The sequence below is a fragment of the Streptomyces sp. NPDC056161 genome (genome assembly GCF_042268025.1).
Classification (GTDB): Bacteria; Actinomycetota; Actinomycetes; order Streptomycetales; family Streptomycetaceae; genus Streptomyces.
This window is the reverse complement of record NZ_JBHJUV010000001.1, coordinates 350,753-367,996: the sequence shown is the minus strand read 5'-3', so window position 1 is coordinate 367,996 and position 17,244 is coordinate 350,753. Positions and strand designations below refer to the sequence as shown.

The window sequence follows — 17,244 nt, the reverse complement described above, 5'->3', positions numbered from 1 at the left end:
ATAGTTCAATCTTCTTTCACAGTGAGGGTGTCATGCAGGTTCCCGCCTACTACGCAGATACGTACGAGGCACAGGCCCGCACCCAGGTGGCCGCCGTAGGCAAACGCGACGGCACACCGTGGGTGGCGGTCGAGCACTGTCTGTTTCATCCGCAGGGCGGGGGTCAGCCCGCCGACCGCGGGTGGGTGGACGGCCACGAGATCACTCCCGTACGCGACCACGACTCCGGGCTGGTCGTGGCCGTGGCCTGCGGCGACGACGCGCTGCCGGAATTCTCGGTCGGACAGCCGGTCGAGGTCCGCATCGACCTGCCGCTGCGCACCACGCATGCCGCACTGCACACGGCCGGCCACCTGATCGAGGCGGCCGGACGGGCCCAGGGCTGGGTCCTCGCCGCGAACAACCACTTCCCAGGCCAGGCCCGGATCGAGTTCACCGCGCCGCAGCCCGACGCCCGCCTGGACACCCCGGAGGGCCGAGAGGAGGGCACCGAGGCACTCCGTGTCGCGGTTGCCAAGGCCATCGCGCAGGATGGGCCGGTGACCTGGGAGAACGATGCCGAGGGGCGACGCATCGTGCACCTGGCCCAGTTGCACTCGGCGCCGTGCGGGGGGACCCACGTGCGCAGTCTCGGCGACCTCGCCGACGTCGTGCTGGCGACGCTGAAGGTCAAGAAGGGCCGGATCCGCGTCTCCTACAGTGCCGTCCACCGGGAGAGGTCATGACGCCGCCGGGGGAGCGCCGGCCCGCCAGCGGCACCGCGATCGCGGTCGGAGCCCAGATCCGCCGGCGCCGGGAGCAGCGCGGCATGAGCAGTGCCGAGCTGGCCCGCCGGGCGGGCCTGAGCAAGGCGACCCTCTCGCAGTTGGAGGCCGGGCGGGGCAACCCGACCATCGAAACCCTCGACGCGCTCGCCATCGCCCTGCGCATCCCGCTGACCGACCTGCTCGCCCGGGACATCGACCCGGGACCGGTGTTCGTGCCCGGCACCGACCTGGCCGACGGAGAAGTGGGACGCGAACTGCTGCGCCGCATCAGCAGCGGCAACAGCCTGGAGATCTGGCGGCTGCGCATGCCCCCAGGAACACATCTGGACGGCGTGCCGCACGCCACCGGCACCATCGAGCACCTGCTCGTCTCCTCTGGCCACCTCACCGCCGGGCCCGCCGACGCCCCCACCGACCTGCACCCCGGCGACCTGCTCGCCTTCGCCGGAGACGCCCCGCACATCTACCGCACCGGCCCCGAGGCGGCCGACGTCACCGTCGTCATCGCCTCCCCCATCATCAGCTGAAAGACACCCCTGAACATCGGTACCGCCGTCCCCGCCGCGCCCGATACCCGGCGGATGTTCACCCTTGACAACGCCGTCGGCTCCTCGGCCGAGATCGTCCGGGCCGTCACCGCCGCGGCCGTCGGCCAGGACCTGCCCTACGGCGCCGACCGCCATGCGGACTGGGGCGGGCGGGTTGCGCTCCACCGATCGCCTGGGCCGCCCAATAGCCCCGGCGGAAGGAAGCCAGGTCGGAACCGTGCGCCGGGCCATGACGGACGTCGCGTCAACCGGTCACAGACCGGCGATGTCCCCGGCACTCTTGAGCACGGAGTCGAGCCCGTCCACCACGGCGTTCTGCCGCTTCGCGCGCGCCGCCCGGTCCGCCGGCACCAGCCGTGCGGCGGCCTGCACGGCGTAGACGTCCGGGTCGCCGAAGGCAGTCCGCGGGTGCTCTCCCGTAACCGCGCAGTGCCCCGTGACATCCTTGACCGCCTGGAGCACGACCGCCCGGTCCACGCCCGGCTGCATGGCCAGCCGTACCTGGAAACGCGCCATCCACTTTTCGCGGTCCTTCTCCGTCGGCGCGTCCGTCTTCTGGTCCTTCTTCGCCACGTGCTCTCCCGGGTGATCGGCGTTCGTCCGTCACGGAGTTGGACGCCGTGGCGACGAAGTAGGTTGCAGAGGCTGGAATCACCTCTCGCAGGCGGAACCGTGGTGTCGGTGGCGAGAGGTCCTGCCGGGTGCCCATCCCGTCGTGGTCGCCCGCGAGTACGACGCGCAACTGCTCGACGCCGACGACATGTTCGGCGAACTCGCCGCGACAACCGGGCCGGAGTACTGGGCAGCGGACGGCGCACACCCGACGCCGGCCGGTCCCGCCGCACTCGCGGCGGCCCCTCGGCCGCGGCCCCGCCGTCCCCGGCGCGTGGATACCCTGCCGGGGAGAAGCAGTGCTGAACTACCGGCATTGGACCCGGTATTGCCCGAAACAGGAGGTAAGGGCGAGCGGTTCCACAGCCCGCTCGCCGCAGCCACACCCGACGCTGTGTACAGTCTCGGACTGTCCACGCCATGCGGACGGGGAGGTCCTGCGAAGTGCTGGAAGCTGTGGGAGTCTCACAGGAACAGGCAGCCGTCTATCACATGCTCGTGACGGCGGGCGGCGCCACCGCCGAGGACGTCGCCCTGCGTACCGGCATGGACGTCCTGGACGGCACCGGTGTGCTCGAAACCCTGGTGCGCCAGGGGCTGGCCAGTCACACGGACGGCACCCCCAGGGTCTTCCGGGCCGTGCCCCCGGATGTGGCCCTCCTCCCCCGTATCAAGAACAGCGCCCAGGCGCTGGACGCCGCCCGAGCGGAGGCGGACCGTCTGCTTGAGGCGCACCGCGAAACCATGCGCCGCCACGACGCTGGGCAGTTGTTCGAGGTCATCACGGGCGCCGAGGCCCTGCGCCAACGCCTGAAGCGGATCCAGGCGACTGCTCGCGAGGAGATGCTCTGGTTCTGCAAGGCGCAGTACGTGGCGATGCCTTCGGGCAGCAACACCGACGAGTTCGAGGCACTGGCCCGCGGTGTGCGCTACCGCGTGCTGTACGAGAAGGCGTTCTTCGACGACGAAGGGACCGTTGACAACGTTGTTGCGGGTGTACGTGCCGGGGAGAACGCCCGTGCTGTTCCCGAACTCCCGCTCCGCCTCGCGATAGCCGACCGATCGGTCGCCATCTTCCCCCTGGTTCCGGGCGGACCCAACGGCAGCCCCGAGCAGCCGACCACCGCCCTGGTCCGGGACGGCAACCTGCTGAGCGCCCTGAGTGCGCTGTTCGAGAGTTACTGGGAGAACGCGGTCCCCCTCAGTGTCTCGGACGTGGACGGCCTGACCAGGCACGACGCCGCGACCCACCCGTCGCTCTCGCCGGCCGACAGCAGGCTCCTCTCGTTGCTCATCGCGGGAGTTCCCGACAAGGCGATCGCCTCACAGATGGGCCTCAGCCGTAGAACGGTCCAACGGCGCGTGCAGAGCCTGATGGAACAGGCCGGAGCCGGCTCCCGAGTTCAGCTTGCCTGGCAGGCGGCCAGGCGCGGCTGGCTGTGAACCGAACCACCCCTGACCGGCCCGTCGTTACGGCAGCGGGAAGCCCAACTGCTCAGCGGTAGCCGCCAGTCCGGCGGGGCCCCATCGCTCCTTCACTTCCTCGATGGTGGACAGGGAACGCAGTTCGGCACGGTCGACGTAGAGCGTCCCGTCGAGGTGGTCGCTCTCGTGCTGCACGATCCGTGCACCGAGCCCGGCGTATTCCTCCACCAGGAGCTTGCCCCGCTCGTCCTCCCGACGCAGCTCTATACGGTCCGGGCGAGCGACCACCGCTTGCCAGCCCGGCACGCTCAGGCACCCCTCGAAGCTCGCCGCCCGCTGCCGACCGGCAGCGCGGTACGAGGGATTGATCAGCACGGTGAAGGGCACCGGTTGCTGTCCGCGCTCGATCAACCAGGCGGACAACCGCTCGGGGGTGGCAAGGACCGCGAGGCGCAAGGGAATGCCGACCTGGGGCGCGGCGAGTCCGACCGCCGAGGGGGTGTCCTCCATCGTCGTGCGCATACGGACGATCAGGCGTTGCAGGGTGTCGTCGTCGAGCTGTCCCTCGTAGGGCTCGGTCTTCTGCCGGAGCACGGGATCACCGGCGTTGACGATACTCAAGGCGCCCTTCGCGTCGAGGAGTTGGGCCACCTTTTCAGAGAGCTCGGTGCGTTCCATGCCCGGCCTTTCAGGATCTGCCATGCGTTCCGTGTGCGCCGCTGTTCACTCAGGCGGACTCAGTGCCTGGAGAATTCACAGCCGTCGCTGACAAGTGAGAATGAAGAGAGGTCGACGGTGTAGCGACCGCTGCAACAGGCATACGGCCGACTGACTCACGTTCGACTATGGGAAGAGTACCTGTGCCCCTCGGAGTTGGGTGTCCTGTCCACACGTATGCATACGTCTTCTGATCGCTCGGCCACAGTGGCGCGCCGAGGGGGCGGAAATGATGTGTGCGTGGATGCTGACGATCAGCGCGGTGGAGGCTCCCTGAGCAATGCACGGCTGACCTCCGAAGCACAGCAAGGACAGACCATACGAACCGTCATGAAGACGTGCGCCTCCTACCATCCTGGGTCAGCAAATCGACGCTGTCGGCGCTCAAGACGTCATCACAGCGACCGACAGAACGAGAACGCACTCCGACCGGAACGAACACACTTCTGAGAGAATCGTTCTGAGCGAAGAATCGAACTGTTCGATCTGAGTGTGCTTACGTACCTAGAAGTCCGATTGTGCGCAATATCTCCGCCCCTTGACCACGGCGACCACAGCACCCTCGCGACGGCGGCCGACGACGAGCCGCAGCAGCACGTGGACAAAGACCACCCCTCGGCGAATCTCTCCTACTCCCCCACCCCTATTACGCCGTAATAGTGAACGGCGCAGGCCGACCAAGCAGCAACCCCTGTGGTCACCACGGGACTTGACCGTGGACACCACAGGGGTTGCTGCTCGCCCGTACGCCCGTGGGTTCAGGGCTGACGGGCGCAGGCACGGCCTACGACCCAGCGCGCTCCTGGCGGTGCTTGTTGAGAATCTCCAGCATCCGGTCGAACTCGACGTCGGTCATCTTGTGAATGAGGTGCATCGCGATGAAGGCGCCGTCCTCGTAGGGAAGCCGTCGACTGGGCGACACGTTCGCATCGGCCAACTCAGGTTCCGGGACGGACACACCGCTGTCGGACCGGGGCACCGGAACGGTCTCGGTCGGCTCCCCATTCCCCTTCCGGCCGACAGAGCCCGCCGGTTGGGGGTCTTCGGCCTTCACCACGGGAGCGGGAGGCGAAGGATCCGGAGGTGAGGAAGCGGGAGTAACTACGGGAGCGGGAGGAACTACGGGAGCCGGAGTGGGCTGGCTTTCCGGCTCATCCGTACGAGCGGAGGGAACGCTCGCCGGTACCTCCGGGGCCTCCGGTACCTCGGGCACCACGGGCTGCGCGGTCTCTTCCGGCCGTTCGGCGGGTTCCGGCTGCATCGCCGTTCGCGTCTCGGTGGTGGGTTCCGGCTCCTCCACTGCCACCGGAACGGGCACGGGCACGGGAGCCGGGGCGGCAGCTGCCTGCTTCTCCGCATCCTTACGGGCGCGCTCTGCCTTGAGCTGCTCAAGCGCCGCTTCCTGCTGGCCCTGTGGCTCTTTGGCCACAGCCCGCAGAAACTCAACGGGCTCCTCGCCGACGACCGCCTGGAGTTCCGGCGTCAGGTTCAACAAGGCCAGGCGTTGTGACACCCATCCTTGTGACTTCCTCAGCCGCTTGGCGAGCTTGACCTGCGAGCCGTGGATGGCGAGCAACCGCTGCAAGGCACGCGCTTCATCCAACGGATCCAGGTCGTTGCGGTGGATGTTGGCGACGAGCGCGGATTCGAGGATGGCGTGGCCGTCGCTGCCCTGGTCGTCATCGACCATGACGCTGAGATGCGTGAGACCGGCTTCTCTGGCCGCAGCCAGACGACTGCTGCCGTCGACGACGACGTGGGTCGTATTGGGCTCCAGGTCCCCTTCCCTCTCGGGATTGGCCTTGATGTAGGCATCACGGTTCATGACGGTGATGGCCTGCTTCTGACCGTGTTCCTGGAGGCTGCCCGCCAGTTCACTGAGGTCACCCAGCGCCCTGCGGGGATTGTCAGGATTGGGGCTGATGCGCGAGACAGGGAGTCGACCCGGAGGGGCGACTCCGTCCGTGGGTACGCCCGTTGCGGCGCCGATGGCCGCGCGTCGGGCACTGACAGGCCGGGCGCTGCCTCCGAAGCGCCCGGCTCCAAGCTGATCGGCCTTGCTCACGAGATCTCCCGGGCCAGCGCGCGCATGCCGACAGCCTGCTGCGAGGCGGGAGCGTAACTCAGCAGGGGCTGCTTCATCCGCACAGCTTCTTTCTGTTCCTTCAGGTCGCTGATGAGCCCGACCACGCGCGGATCCTTTATGTCGATCCATCCTTGCAAGGAGGACGTGGCGATGTAGCCGCGCCGGCCGTCGTAAAGGTTGACGACGATGCCCAGATAGCCGACATCGAGGCCGAGGTCATTGCGCAGGTCTTCGATCTGGTTGGTCAGCAGGTCGTAGGCATCCGCCGAACTGTCCTCGGCCTGGACGACGATGAGCGCTCCGGACTGGCCGGGCTGCTCGCCCTCGCGTCGGCGACCGTAGTACGCGGCGGCGTCCATGCTGAGTCCGAGGCTGGGGGGACAGTCGACCAGGATGACGTCGTACTCACCTTCCAGCGGCAGCAGTGCCCGCTCCAGAGCGGCCTCACGAGCGCGCACGGCGGAGAGCCGTACGTCGAGGAGAAAGGCGTCATGGCAGGCGGGCAGCAGGTGCAGTCGTCCGCCGAAGTGGTCGTCGTCGATGGAGACGATCAGGTCCCTGAGGTCTCCCCTGGGATCACCCGCCATGTGGTTGGTGAGGCTGTCCCCTTCCATGGGCAGGGGTGCGGCGCCCAGTTGGTTGGTGAGGTGGCATTGCGGGTCGAAGTCGACGAGCAGGACACGCAAGCCGAGCCCCGGAAGCTTTTCGACGCCGAGGGGATCGTTGTCGGATCCTGCTGCGCCGTCTTCGGTCTCGCCCGCACGGAGAGCGGTGGCCAGGGCCTTGGCCACCCGCACGGGATACAGCTGGTTGGGGTCCTCCGACAGCGCCTCCCCCATGCCCGCCGTGATGGCGGTCTTGCCGACGCCGCCCTTCTGGTTGCACACGACGATCCGCCGGGTGACGGCGGGCCGCTCCACGTCCGGTGCCGGATTGGTGTCCAACCAGAGCTGAACCGACTGTGCCAGCCCTTGGATGAGGGAGACCTTGCGGTCCTCCGCGATGCTTCGGAACTCCTCCCACTGTCCCGGAGGAAGGAACGTGGAGAAGGACTCGGCTCCGGCCGTGTCGACCGTGGCAATGCCTGAGGCGAGACCACACCACAGGGAGATCCCCTGCTCCACCGCGGTCTGGATCTCGATGCCGAGTTGAGCGGATCTGATCTTGAGGTTCTGCCGGAGCCATCCCGGCAGTTTGGAGACGACCTTTGCCCGGTCGTTCGAGGTGGCTGGCATACTCATGGCGCTACCTTACTAACGTCCTAGATCATCTGCCGCACCGACACGTTAGTTAGTACGACTTGGTGATGCGTCAGCGCCCTCAGCCCTATTACGGCGTAATAGAGACCCCAGGTTCACAGCTCGGTCTCCCCCGCGGCCCAGCGCGAGCACGCAGCTGACCGCCTGACTATCTCACGCGAAGGTCGCCGGACGACGCTTGGCAGACCGCGGGTCGGTGCATCGAGACCCTCGACCTATTACGCCGTAATAGGTCACGTCCCTGGATGGGGCTACCGCATCGTGCTCCAAGCTCGCAGAGGCCGGGCAACGCCGATGCGCAAAGGCTGCCGCCAGCTGTGAAACGTGGCTCGGGTCGCCTGCCACGAGGGTCGAGCCACTCCGCCTCTCTCCCTCCCTCATTACCTTGATGATCAGCCCCGCAATGGGGTGCCTGGCCTCTGGGACGGCCTGACTGTTCCCCCCTGTAGTCCGCATGATCTGGAGGGTGGTGTCACCACTCCCGGAGGCACTGGTAGACCGCTGATTAGGGGTATGACCACCGACTCCTTCGGGAGGTTGGGAGGCTCTTCGTAATGTGGATGCCGGCAGCTGGTGCCGCAGGTAGGGCCGGGGACGTACGACCGGAGAGTGCACGTGATCGACACCAGTGGCATCGGCGTCTTCCTCGGCTTGGACGTCGGCAAGGGCGAACACCACGCCACCGCGCTGACCCCGGCCGGGAAGAAGGCCCTCGACAAGCGGCTGCCCAACAGCGAACCCAAGCTCCGTGAGGTGTTCGCCAAGCTGATCGCGAAGCACGGCACCGTGCTCGTCGTGGTCGACCAACCCACCTCGATCGGCGCCCTGCCTCTGGCCGTGGCCCGTGACGCGGGCTGCAAAGTCGCCTATCTGCCCGGCCTGACGATGCGGCGGATCGCCGATCTCTATCCCGGCGAGTTCAAGACTGATGCGAGGGACACGTTCATCATCGCGGACGCGGCCCGGGCCATGCCGCACACCCTTCGCGCCATCGAACTCGAAGGCGAGACCGTCGCCGAACTGGAGATGATCGTTGGCTTCGACGACGACCTCGCAGGTGAGGCCACCCGGGTCGCGAACCGGCTCCGCGGGCTGCTGACCCAGATCCACCCGCACCTGGAACGAGTTGTGGGCCCGCGCATCCAGCACCCGGCCGTCCTGATGCTGCTGGAACGATTCGGATCCCCGGCCCAAATCCGCAAGGCCGGACGCCGACGGCTGATTACCCTCATACGTCCGAAGAACCCGCGGATGGCCGAGCGCCTGGTCGAGGACATCTTCACCGCTCTGGACGAGCAGACCGTGGTCGTTCCCGGCACCGACGCGGCCGCGCTCATCGTGCCCAGCCTCGCCACTTCCCTCAGCGCCGTCCTCGACCAGTGCAAAATCCTGGCCGCCCGAATCGAGGAGCTGCTGGAGGCCCACCTTCTTTCCAACGTCCTGACGTCCATGCCCGGGATCGGCGTCAGGACCGGAGCCAGGATCCTCATCGACGTCGGCGACGGCAGCAGTTTCCCGAGCGCCACTCACCTTGCCTCATACGCCGGCCTCGCCCCGGCCACCCGCAGCTCGGGCTCCTCGATCCGCGGAGAACAACCCTCCCGTCGCGGGAACAAGCGGCTCAAGAGAGCGTTTTTCCTCTCCGCTTTCGCAGCCCTGACCGATCCCGCCTCCCGGGCCTACTACGACAAGAAGATCAAGCAGGGCAAGCATCACACCCAAGCCCTTCTCTGCCTCGCCAGACGTCGAGCCGACGTGCTCTTCGCAATGCTCCGCGACGGCACCTTCTACGAGTCCCAACCCGCAGGCACCGGGTGAAGGTTCAGGCCGGTCGGTCAATCCTCCGGCCGGAGTCTCTGACGAGCAGCCTCAAGCCGCCGGTCATAGTCGGGTGCGAACAGCTCAGGAAGCGCCTTGTCCAGTGTTCCGGCGATCCGATGGATCGGCACCCAGACCGCAGGATCGTCGACAACCCGACTCAGGTCCGTCATCTGGAGCTTCTCCAGCCAGTCCGACAGCACCAGTGCCTCGTCACTCGTGAGCTTGATCGTGACTTGGCTATCACCCATGCACACCCCTCCGGCTCGGCTCGCACCCGCGACCACACGAACCTACTGGCCTCCTGGCCTCAGAGCTTGACCAAACACATAGGGGCACCCCCCGCCGTTTTCTATTACGGCGTAATAGGTCGGCGCACGAAGACGGGACAGTGCGGCCTGTCCGGCGCCTCGCCCGGTACCCCGCTCCCTCGCCCTGCCCCCAGGCTCCTACTCCCTCCTACATGGTCGTTGGCGGAAACAACCCGCTGTCTGCCTTGGCTCCGTTCACGAACTCCGTGGCGGCAGCCAGGGCCAGCCGAGCCTCGCCGGTAAGCGCTGGGTTCCTCGCCGTCTGTCTTGCAAGCTTGCTGAAGGCACGCACTGTTGCCTCCACATAGCGATGAAGGCTGACCATCTGCAACGGAGTCTGACAATGGGGGAGCACGGCTTCAATCTCCTCAAGCCAGTAGTCCGCGTCGTCGTCCGGTTGCAGATCGTCGCGCTGGTCCATGAGGGCAACGGCAATGGGGACCAATAGCTCATGCCGCTTCAGCGCCGCTTCCTGGTTCCTGCGTTCTGCGGCTTGCTCCAGAAACAGTCGGCGCTCTGCTTGCAACACCGCCTCGGGTGTCCGGCGGACGGGACGGGCTTGGGGGGTCTCATCGGTGAGGTCGATGGCTTTCAAGCGCTTCGCCTTGTTGTAGGCCGCGTTGGGGGCTGCGACGGCCAGTGCGGGAGCCAGCTGCGCCCACTGGACTCCGGCCTCCCGTGCATCGCTCACCGCACGGGCCTGATGGGCGTCGGCCTGCTCGCGCAGGTACTCCCACAGCTGTACTCGCTTCAGAGCCGCATCACCTTGGGCCTGGAGAGAAAGCCTGCGTAGGGCGTGCGCGTACTTCTCGGCGTACAGCAGCGCACCGAACAGTTCGTCGTCGGCCGGCATGCGTTCCACGTCTGGATCCTCGGCATCTTCGTGCATCTGACGGAGTTCTCCGACGACAGCCCTCGCATCGAGTGTGCCAATGCGCAGGGGGGTCTTGACCAGCGGTTTCGTCGGTCGGTTCGTCACTCGCGCGCGCTTCGCCATGCTCAGATTGTGCCCCCTTGGAGAGCGGTTCACATTCTGTGAATCGGCCTCATCGGGACGGGGCAGATCACTGAACACCTAGGCAGTACGGAGAAAAGCCGCTGGTCACGGGGGAGTTGCGGGAAAGCCCAGGGGAGGGCGGAGGATCAGACGGACGGTGCGTCGAGTGCACCGGCAACGCCCTCGCCTGGGTGCGGAACGACCCTCGACCTATTACGCCGTAATAGCTGCGGAGGTCCAAGAACAACTTTCTCACCCCTGTGCTCTCTCACTGCCCGGCCGCTGCCTCCAGGCGCTCGGAGTAGTCCACCGCAACGATTCCATTGCACGAAACGCCTGCGCCAGGACACCTCCGGGTCGCCTCCTGGATACCGGGCGAAGACGGCGTACTCCCAGTGGTTGGAGCGAGACCAGTGCTCACTGGACGCCGGTCTGTGGGGGCGAAGCACAACAGGTTCCACACAGGGAACTCCCCCCATACCCGCCACGCTAGGGCGAACAGGAGGCAGAGCCCATCAGGAGCTACATAGCCCCGGGGAAAGCCACCGGCGATCCGGCTCCAGGCCGGCCCTTACGAGGGAAGCAGGGTGCTCACTGTCACCGCACCTATTACGCCGTAATAGCTGAGCGGTCCGTTGTGCCAGCCGCGGTTACCCGGCTCGGGCCCCCAACGGTTCCTCCTGATCGATATCCGGCTCGGTGTCCGCAGTCCTCGTCCCTCGACGCCACCGCGGTCTCTACTGCGATGCATGAGGGCCCAGCCAGCTCTTAAGGCTTGTCCTGCGGACGGCGCTGAGGATGAGCAATTGTCAGATCTCGTGGATCGATGGTTCTCGGCGCCGTGTGGCGCGGAGGCATTCAGCGGTGAGTGACCCGGGCGGCTGCGAGAGGACGCCATGACAGGCCGAGGTCGCGGTAGAGGCGAACGGCGGCGGTGTTCCAGTTGTCGACCATCAGTGCGGCCACGCCATGGTCGCGGACAAGGCTGTCCAGGACGAGGCTGCACACGGCCGTGCCCATGCCGCGCCCACGCGCTTGTTCGGCGGTAGCGACACCGGCAAGGAATCCGACACTCGGCGCGCTCCAGGCGTCGGCGGCACATGCCCGCAGCGTTCCGGATTCATCGCGGGCGCCAGCCCAACGACACACGCCCGGCTGATCGGGTCGGGCGTAGGAATTCGGGAACGCCTCGTCCAGCAGCCTGGTGATGTCGGAACGATCCGATGCGGTGAGCCACGCGGCCCCTTCGTAGCGGCTTGTGAGAGCTTCTGTCTGCATCCATCCGAAAGCGTCGGCAATCTCCAGTTCCGGAACGCAGGGCACGAGGCCGCGGATGAGGTCCTCGTCGCCGATGGGTCGGAAGGTAGGGCCGACGTGCGGCAGAACCGCGCGGATCAAGTCTGCAACGTCGTCGGCAAGGCCGGTGACGGCAAGCCGGTCGCGGCGGGACAGCGCTGGCGCCGCCACTGCTATGGCCTCACCGAGGGAAAAGGCCCGAGTGCCGTGCGATAGATCGCCCGCGACCCACAGCAGCAGCGCATCACCGCTCCCTGCGCTGCGGACGTCATGGATGGAATGCAGCTCACGCAGATCGGCCATGGGCGCAGGGTAATCGGCGCAAGGGTCAGGCTGCTCTCGTCTCCTCGCGTTCGACGAGCTGGCTGCGAGGGCCATCAAGAAGCTCACCGATGACCAGGACCAACTTGCGCGCGAGCCGCGTGGTCGGTGGCCACCTAGGCGTAGTCGGTGTGGCCCGACTCGTCGGTCGCTCAGGCGAAAAGGCCGGCCTGCGGCGTACGCGACCAGCGGCTCGGACTTCCAGCACTGCCCATCGGGACGCTCGCGAACCAGGGCGTCGCCGAAGTCGCGAATCGACCGCCAGGGCACGGAGGCACCTCTCGCAGCCCAGTGTGACGTCGCACCCGTCCCCGCCTCCAGCGGTAGAGGAAACCGCCACCGTCTCTGACGAGGTGGGGACCGCGGAGCGGACTCAGCCCTCTACCGGATCGCTTTCGGAGGACTGGAGCATCCCTGCTTTCAGGACAGCTACCCGCTCACACGCACTGACCTATTACGGCGTAATAGGTCGGCCAGGCGTTGGAACTCCACGACCACGGCTGGGGGAGGGGAGTGGTGACGCACTCGCTGCCCCAGCAAGGGACCGAGGATTAGGGCCTGTCCGGCGGATCATGCCAGGCGGCCCGCTGGTGCTGAATCGCTGTAGCGACCCGCCGGACAAGGAGGTGGGTGGAGCAGGTTGGGCCCGTCGACAAATGGCTCGACATCGGTCGCGGTGATCGGGGACGCTTCGCGCGATGACCAGAATTGATGACACGCCGCCCGGGTGGGACGAGCGCACCCAGCTCACCACGTTCCTCGACTACGCACGTGACACCGCCCGCGCCAAGTGCGCCGGCGTCACCGCGGAGAACGCACGCAAGGCGCTTCTGCCGGGCTCACCGCTGATGACTATGAACGGAGTGATCAACCACCTCCGCTGGGTCGAGTACTACTGGTTCCAAGTGGTTTTCCTCGGCGAGGAAGACCGGGGCCCCTGGACCGAGGAGGACCCCGACCGAGAGATGCGTATCGCCGTCGACTTCCCGCTCACGCAGTTGCTCGACGAATACACCGAACAGAGCGCCCGCTACCGCGAACTGGTCGCCGGTAACGCCCTGGACAAGCAGGCTCAGCGATCCGTCCGCAACGGCCTCCACGTCGACCTGCGCTGGATCCTCCTCCACCTCATCGAGGAGACGGCCCGCCACAACGGCCACCTGGACATCATGCGCGAGATGCTCGACGGCACGACCGGCAACTAGATCCGGCGGAGATCATGGACGGAGCCAGAGTCGGATCGAGGCGACGGTGACGGTGCCGTGAAAGACGTGGCCGCGGTTGTCGTACCTGGTGGCCACAGCCCAGGAGTTCTTCAACGCGCTGATCGTCCGGTCGACTTCGTTCCTTCGCTTGTAGACGTCTTGTCGGAGCCGACAGGTAGGCCGCCCTTGCTGCCGCGGGCTTTGGCGGTTGGCCCGCTGGTTCTCCGGTCCGGGGATGGTGTGCTTGATCTGGCGTCGGCGCAGGTACGGCATCCACCCTGACCGGCGAGGTGGATCTTGCGGGTCAGGCAGCCCCGGGAGTGTCCGAGTCCCCCGTCGGGGCGGTGCTGCCGGGGCGCGCGCCTTTTCCCGGCACTCGTGGCGGTTTTCCTACGAGCTCCGGCGGCGGGCTGATGGGCCCGGCTCCCGGGCACTCAACACAGTCCCTCGCTCTGAACACGAGGGCAGGGACTGAAAAAGTTCAGACGGCGGGACCGGCTACGGGGGAGGGACTGAGGGACCGAGACAGTCTCCTCCGCCGCGGTAGTGGTGTGCCCAGACCGGGAAGAGACCCAGGGACCAAACGACGGGGACTGAAGGGTCTGTGAGAACTTCGGTCCCTGGCCTTCAGTCCCTGACGTTTTCGCAGGTCAAAGGCGTTCTGCCAGCCCAACGAGGGACTGGAGGGACTGAAAACCGCAATTATGACGTAGACATGGATTATGTGTGTTCATATGCACGCGCGCATACAACACATATCTAGTACAGCTCATAATGGGCGAGTTGAGTCCCTACAGTCCCTTCTCGGCTATGGAAAACCGCCTGACCTGCGGGAATGTCCAGTGACCGAAGAGGGACTCCAGCTCTCTCCAGGCCCTGCCGTTTGGTCCCTGGGGCACTTCGGTCTCTTTCCGGCTGTGAAGACCGGCGTCTCCGGCCTTGCCCGCTTCCGAGTCTTGAGTCCCTTCAGCCCCTAGGGTGTGAGTACGCCCCAGGTACCGCAGGTCCCCAGGGACCAAAGGGACCGAGGGAACTGATAGAAACAGCACTCGGTCCAGTTGCCGCATCTTCAGGGACAATGGGTCCTACACTCTTTCGGGAACTAGAGTCCCTTCGGTCCCTGACTGCTCGCCGCCAGCCAGGCGTCCGTGCAGGGAACCAGCAATGAGAAGTGACGAGGACGATCCCGTGCCGCGCGAAGGTGACAACCGCGAGAGTGCTGCCCGAGTCGAGCTCGCACCACCCCACGCGATCGCCCGGTGGTGCGCGGCCCAGGGCTGGCCGGTGCACCCGCTGGCTCCAGGACGCAAGACCCCCGCCGGGAACTGCCCCCGTTGCAGGACCGAGCGGCACGAACCCACCAAGTGCCCCTGCCTCCCCGCAGGACTGCCCTGTCACGGCTTCCACGCGGCAACCACCGACCCGGAGTTGATCGACCGCTGGTGGGACGTCAGCCCCTCGTCAGGAGTCGGTGTGGCGTGTGGCCCCGCCGGACTTGTCGTCATCGACATCGATGCGCACGCGGCCCCGGCGGCTGACCGGTCCCGGCTGCTGCCCGGCATCCCGATCCCGGAGCAGGTGAGCCTGGACGGACTGGCCTCGGGTTTCGACACGTTGGCGTTGCTGGCGGCGTACCGCCGCGCGCCGGATCCCGCGCAGGACACCGCAACACTTCGGGTGCGGACCCCGTCGGGCGGCCTGCACGTCTGGTACAGCAATCCCGATCCCGCGCCCCGCTTCCGGTGCTCGACCGGATCGGGACGCAACGCGGCCCTTGCCTGGCAGGTCGATGTGCGTGCCGACGGCGGTTACATCGTCGCGCCCGGTACGCGAACCCCGAAGGGGGTCTACCGGGCTGAAGGAGCCGCCCGCAGACCCGCTGTGCTGCCGGACTGGCTTCGAGGCGAACTCGTGCGCACGGGACACGTCATCGAGCCCAGGAAGGCCCTCCCGGCCGCCGGAGGACCGGGCGGCGTCCCGGCCCGCTCCGGCGGCCGGAAGAAGGTCGGTACGGCCCACCAGATAGTCGACCCGCTGATCGTGCAAGTGGCCGGATGTGCCGCGGCACCGGAAGGGACCGGTTTCACGGAGAAGCTCAACCGGGCCGCGTACACGGCCGGCGGTCTTGTCGGGGCCGGACACCTCGACCACACGGCCATCCGTGACCGGTTGGTCCGTGTCGCCTGCCACGCCCGTCCATGGCAGCGGACCAGAAATGAAATGATCGTCGATGATGCGCTTGCCGCGGGGGCCGCTCGCCCTCTCCACCTTAAAGGAACTCCATGAGCAGCAGCGCCGAAGGCTCTCAGCGTTTCGACCCGCAGGCTGTGGCTCAGCAGATGCTCGATCTCCAGCTGGCGGAGGAGGCCGCGCTGACGCGTCTGCCTGCTCAGACGATCTCCGACCCGCTCCCGGAGTTCCCCGCGGCGGCCCCCCGACCGGTCGGGGGTGGACTGCCGCCGCTGCCTCCGTCGTTGTCGGACCGGGGCAACGCGAGGCTGTTCGCCCAGCTCCACCGCGACCAGTTCCGCCATGTCGAGGGACTGGGCTGGTTCGCGTGGGACGGCCACCGCTGGAAGCGCAGCGGGGGAGAGAAGGCAGCTCTCTGGGCCGCGGGGGAGATGGCCGAGGAGATGCCTGAGAGCGATCCACGCGGAGTGTTCAGCGACCGTGAGATCAGCCAGCACAAGCGGCGCACGCTGTCCACGACCGGGATGAAAGCGCTCCTGACCCAGGCGAAGGCGTCACCTGATCTGTCGGTGGACCCCGACAGCCTTGACGGGGATCCGTACGCCCTGTGCACCCCCGCGGGGGTGGTCGATCTGCACACCGGGAGTCTGCGCAAGGCCGATCCCACGCGCGATTTCCATTCCCGAGCCACCAGCGTCGCTCCCGAGGGCATGGAGACCCCACGCTGGCACCGCTTCCTCGCCGACACCTTCGGGGACGACGACGAGGGTCAGGAGATGATCGACTTCCTGCACCTGTTGCTCGGGTACTCCATCACCGGTGACGTCGGCGCCCAGGTGCTGCCGTTTCTCCACGGTGAGGGAAAGAACGGCAAGTCAGTGCTGCTCGACATCATGATCCAGATCCTGGGCGACTACGCGGACGCCGCTCCGCCGGGCTTCCTGATGGACCGGGGTGCCTTCTCGGAGCACTCCACGGAACTGACGGAACTGCACGGACGCCGCCTGGTGGTGTGCAGCGAGCTGAAGCCGAACGACAAGTTCGACGAGGCCCGGGTCCGGCTGCTGACCGGCGGTGACAAGATCAAGGCCAGGCGGATGAGGCAGGACTACTTCTCGTTCACCCCCACCCACCACCTGTGGTTGCTCGGCAACCACCGTCCCGAGGTCTCCACGGGCGGCTTCGCGTTCTGGCGTCGTATCCGGCTGCTGCCCTTCACCCGGACGGTGCCGGCGGCCCGCAGGATCGACAACCTCGCCTTCGAACTCGTCCGGGACGAGGGCCCGGGAATCCTGCGGTGGCTGATCGAGGGAGCACAGCGCTATCTGGCCACCAGGGACCCGCTGGAGGGCCCCGACCGGGTCCGCATGGCCACGACGGCCTACGCCACCACGGAGGACCACATCGGGCGGTTCCTGGCCGAATGCTGTACGCGGGACGGCGACACCGGCCGGGACCTGCGGGTGGAACAGGGTCTGCTGTACACGGAGTACAGCTCGTGGTGCAACGCGGGTGAAGGGATCAGGCCCGCGACGCCGCGGGCCTTCGCCAACCGGGTCCGCCAGGAGGTCGGAGTGGCCTCGCCCGCCGACATGATCAAGTCAAACGGCCGGAAGTACTACCCCGGCATCGCCCTGCTGGAGCACTCATGACGGCTGTCGTGAATGAGCCGTCGAGAGCACGCGACCTACA

General features: G+C 67.0%; 14 protein-coding genes and 1 pseudogene. 7 read left to right on the top strand and 8 right to left on the bottom strand.

What is annotated here, in order from left to right; all coding sequences use genetic code 11:
- The first annotated feature begins 32 nt into the window (after nt 1–32).
- Together ACFC09_RS01650 and ACFC09_RS01645 are read left to right on the top strand one after the other, a co-directional pair.
- Nucleotides 33–725: a metal-dependent hydrolase gene (locus ACFC09_RS01650; RefSeq protein WP_376522666.1), complete on the top strand. Its 693-nt coding sequence runs from the start codon at nt 33–35 to the stop codon at nt 723–725.
- Nucleotides 722–1,294 carry a helix-turn-helix domain-containing protein gene (locus ACFC09_RS01645; RefSeq protein ID WP_376522664.1) on the top strand — a complete coding sequence of 191 codons (573 nt, stop codon included), beginning with the start codon at nt 722–724 and terminating at the stop codon, nt 1,292–1,294. Before ACFC09_RS01650 ends, ACFC09_RS01645 begins: the two co-directional genes overlap by 4 nt.
- Before the next feature lie 273 nt (nt 1,295–1,567).
- On the opposite strand, the gene ACFC09_RS01640 is transcribed toward ACFC09_RS01645, so the two are convergent.
- Nucleotides 1,568–1,888, bottom strand: a complete 321-nt coding sequence (locus ACFC09_RS01640) for a hypothetical protein (RefSeq protein WP_376522662.1) — start codon at nt 1,886–1,888, stop codon at nt 1,568–1,570.
- Between the two features lie 459 nt (nt 1,889–2,347).
- On the opposite strand from ACFC09_RS01640, the gene ACFC09_RS01635 reads away from it, so the two are divergent.
- Nucleotides 2,348–3,370 (top strand): helix-turn-helix domain-containing protein, encoded by a 1,023-nt coding sequence (locus ACFC09_RS01635; protein ID WP_376522660.1) that lies wholly within the window; start codon nt 2,348–2,350, stop codon nt 3,368–3,370.
- A 27-nt stretch (nt 3,371–3,397) separates the two neighbouring features.
- On the opposite strand, the gene ACFC09_RS01630 is transcribed toward ACFC09_RS01635, so the two are convergent.
- The 3 genes from ACFC09_RS01630 to ACFC09_RS01620 form a co-directional block, all read right to left on the bottom strand.
- On the bottom strand, nt 3,398–4,030 hold the full coding sequence (locus ACFC09_RS01630; RefSeq protein WP_376522659.1) for a peptide deformylase: 633 nt from the start codon (nt 4,028–4,030) through the stop codon (nt 3,398–3,400).
- 823 nt (nt 4,031–4,853) lie between these two features.
- The gene (locus ACFC09_RS01625; protein WP_376522657.1) at nt 4,854–6,134 is read right to left on the bottom strand and encodes a ParB/RepB/Spo0J family partition protein; all 1,281 of its coding nucleotides are present in this window, start codon (nt 6,132–6,134) and stop codon (nt 4,854–4,856) included.
- Nucleotides 6,131–7,396 (bottom strand): ParA family protein, encoded by a 1,266-nt coding sequence (locus ACFC09_RS01620; RefSeq protein ID WP_376522655.1) that lies wholly within the window; start codon nt 7,394–7,396, stop codon nt 6,131–6,133. Before ACFC09_RS01620 ends, ACFC09_RS01625 begins: the two co-directional genes overlap by 4 nt.
- A 633-nt stretch (nt 7,397–8,029) precedes the next feature.
- Between ACFC09_RS01620 and ACFC09_RS01615 the strand changes: the two genes are divergently transcribed.
- On the top strand, nt 8,030–9,232 hold the full coding sequence (locus ACFC09_RS01615; RefSeq protein WP_376522653.1) for an IS110 family transposase: 1,203 nt from the start codon (nt 8,030–8,032) through the stop codon (nt 9,230–9,232).
- Between the two features lie 17 nt (nt 9,233–9,249).
- Here the strand turns inward: ACFC09_RS01615 and ACFC09_RS01610 are convergent, their stop codons facing one another.
- From ACFC09_RS01610 to ACFC09_RS01600, 3 genes are all read right to left on the bottom strand, one after another.
- Nucleotides 9,250–9,483 carry a hypothetical protein gene (locus ACFC09_RS01610; protein ID WP_376522651.1) on the bottom strand — a complete coding sequence of 78 codons (234 nt, stop codon included), beginning with the start codon at nt 9,481–9,483 and terminating at the stop codon, nt 9,250–9,252.
- 208 nt (nt 9,484–9,691) lie between these two features.
- Nucleotides 9,692–10,540, bottom strand: a complete 849-nt coding sequence (locus ACFC09_RS01605; protein ID WP_376522650.1) for a hypothetical protein — start codon at nt 10,538–10,540, stop codon at nt 9,692–9,694.
- 858 nt (nt 10,541–11,398) lie between these two features.
- Nucleotides 11,399–12,139: a GNAT family N-acetyltransferase gene (locus ACFC09_RS01600; protein WP_376522648.1), complete on the bottom strand. Its 741-nt coding sequence runs from the start codon at nt 12,137–12,139 to the stop codon at nt 11,399–11,401.
- 716 nt (nt 12,140–12,855) lie between these two features.
- Here ACFC09_RS01600 and ACFC09_RS01595 point away from each other — a divergent pair.
- Nucleotides 12,856–13,362 carry a DinB family protein gene (locus ACFC09_RS01595; RefSeq protein ID WP_376522646.1) on the top strand — a complete coding sequence of 169 codons (507 nt, stop codon included), beginning with the start codon at nt 12,856–12,858 and terminating at the stop codon, nt 13,360–13,362.
- 12 nt (nt 13,363–13,374) lie between these two features.
- Here the strand turns inward: ACFC09_RS01595 and ACFC09_RS01590 are convergent.
- A pseudogene (locus ACFC09_RS01590) lies at nt 13,375–13,784 on the bottom strand (IS5/IS1182 family transposase); the annotation flags it as partial.
- Nucleotides 13,785–14,613: 829 nt separating this feature from the next.
- Here ACFC09_RS01590 and ACFC09_RS01585 point away from each other — a divergent pair.
- The gene (locus ACFC09_RS01585) at nt 14,614–15,648 is read left to right on the top strand and encodes a bifunctional DNA primase/polymerase (RefSeq protein ID WP_376522829.1); all 1,035 of its coding nucleotides are present in this window, start codon (nt 14,614–14,616) and stop codon (nt 15,646–15,648) included.
- Nucleotides 15,645–17,204, top strand: a complete 1,560-nt coding sequence (locus ACFC09_RS01580; RefSeq protein ID WP_376522644.1) for a phage/plasmid primase, P4 family — start codon at nt 15,645–15,647, stop codon at nt 17,202–17,204. Before ACFC09_RS01585 ends, ACFC09_RS01580 begins: the two co-directional genes overlap by 4 nt.
- Nucleotides 17,205–17,244: the final 40 nt, after the last annotated feature.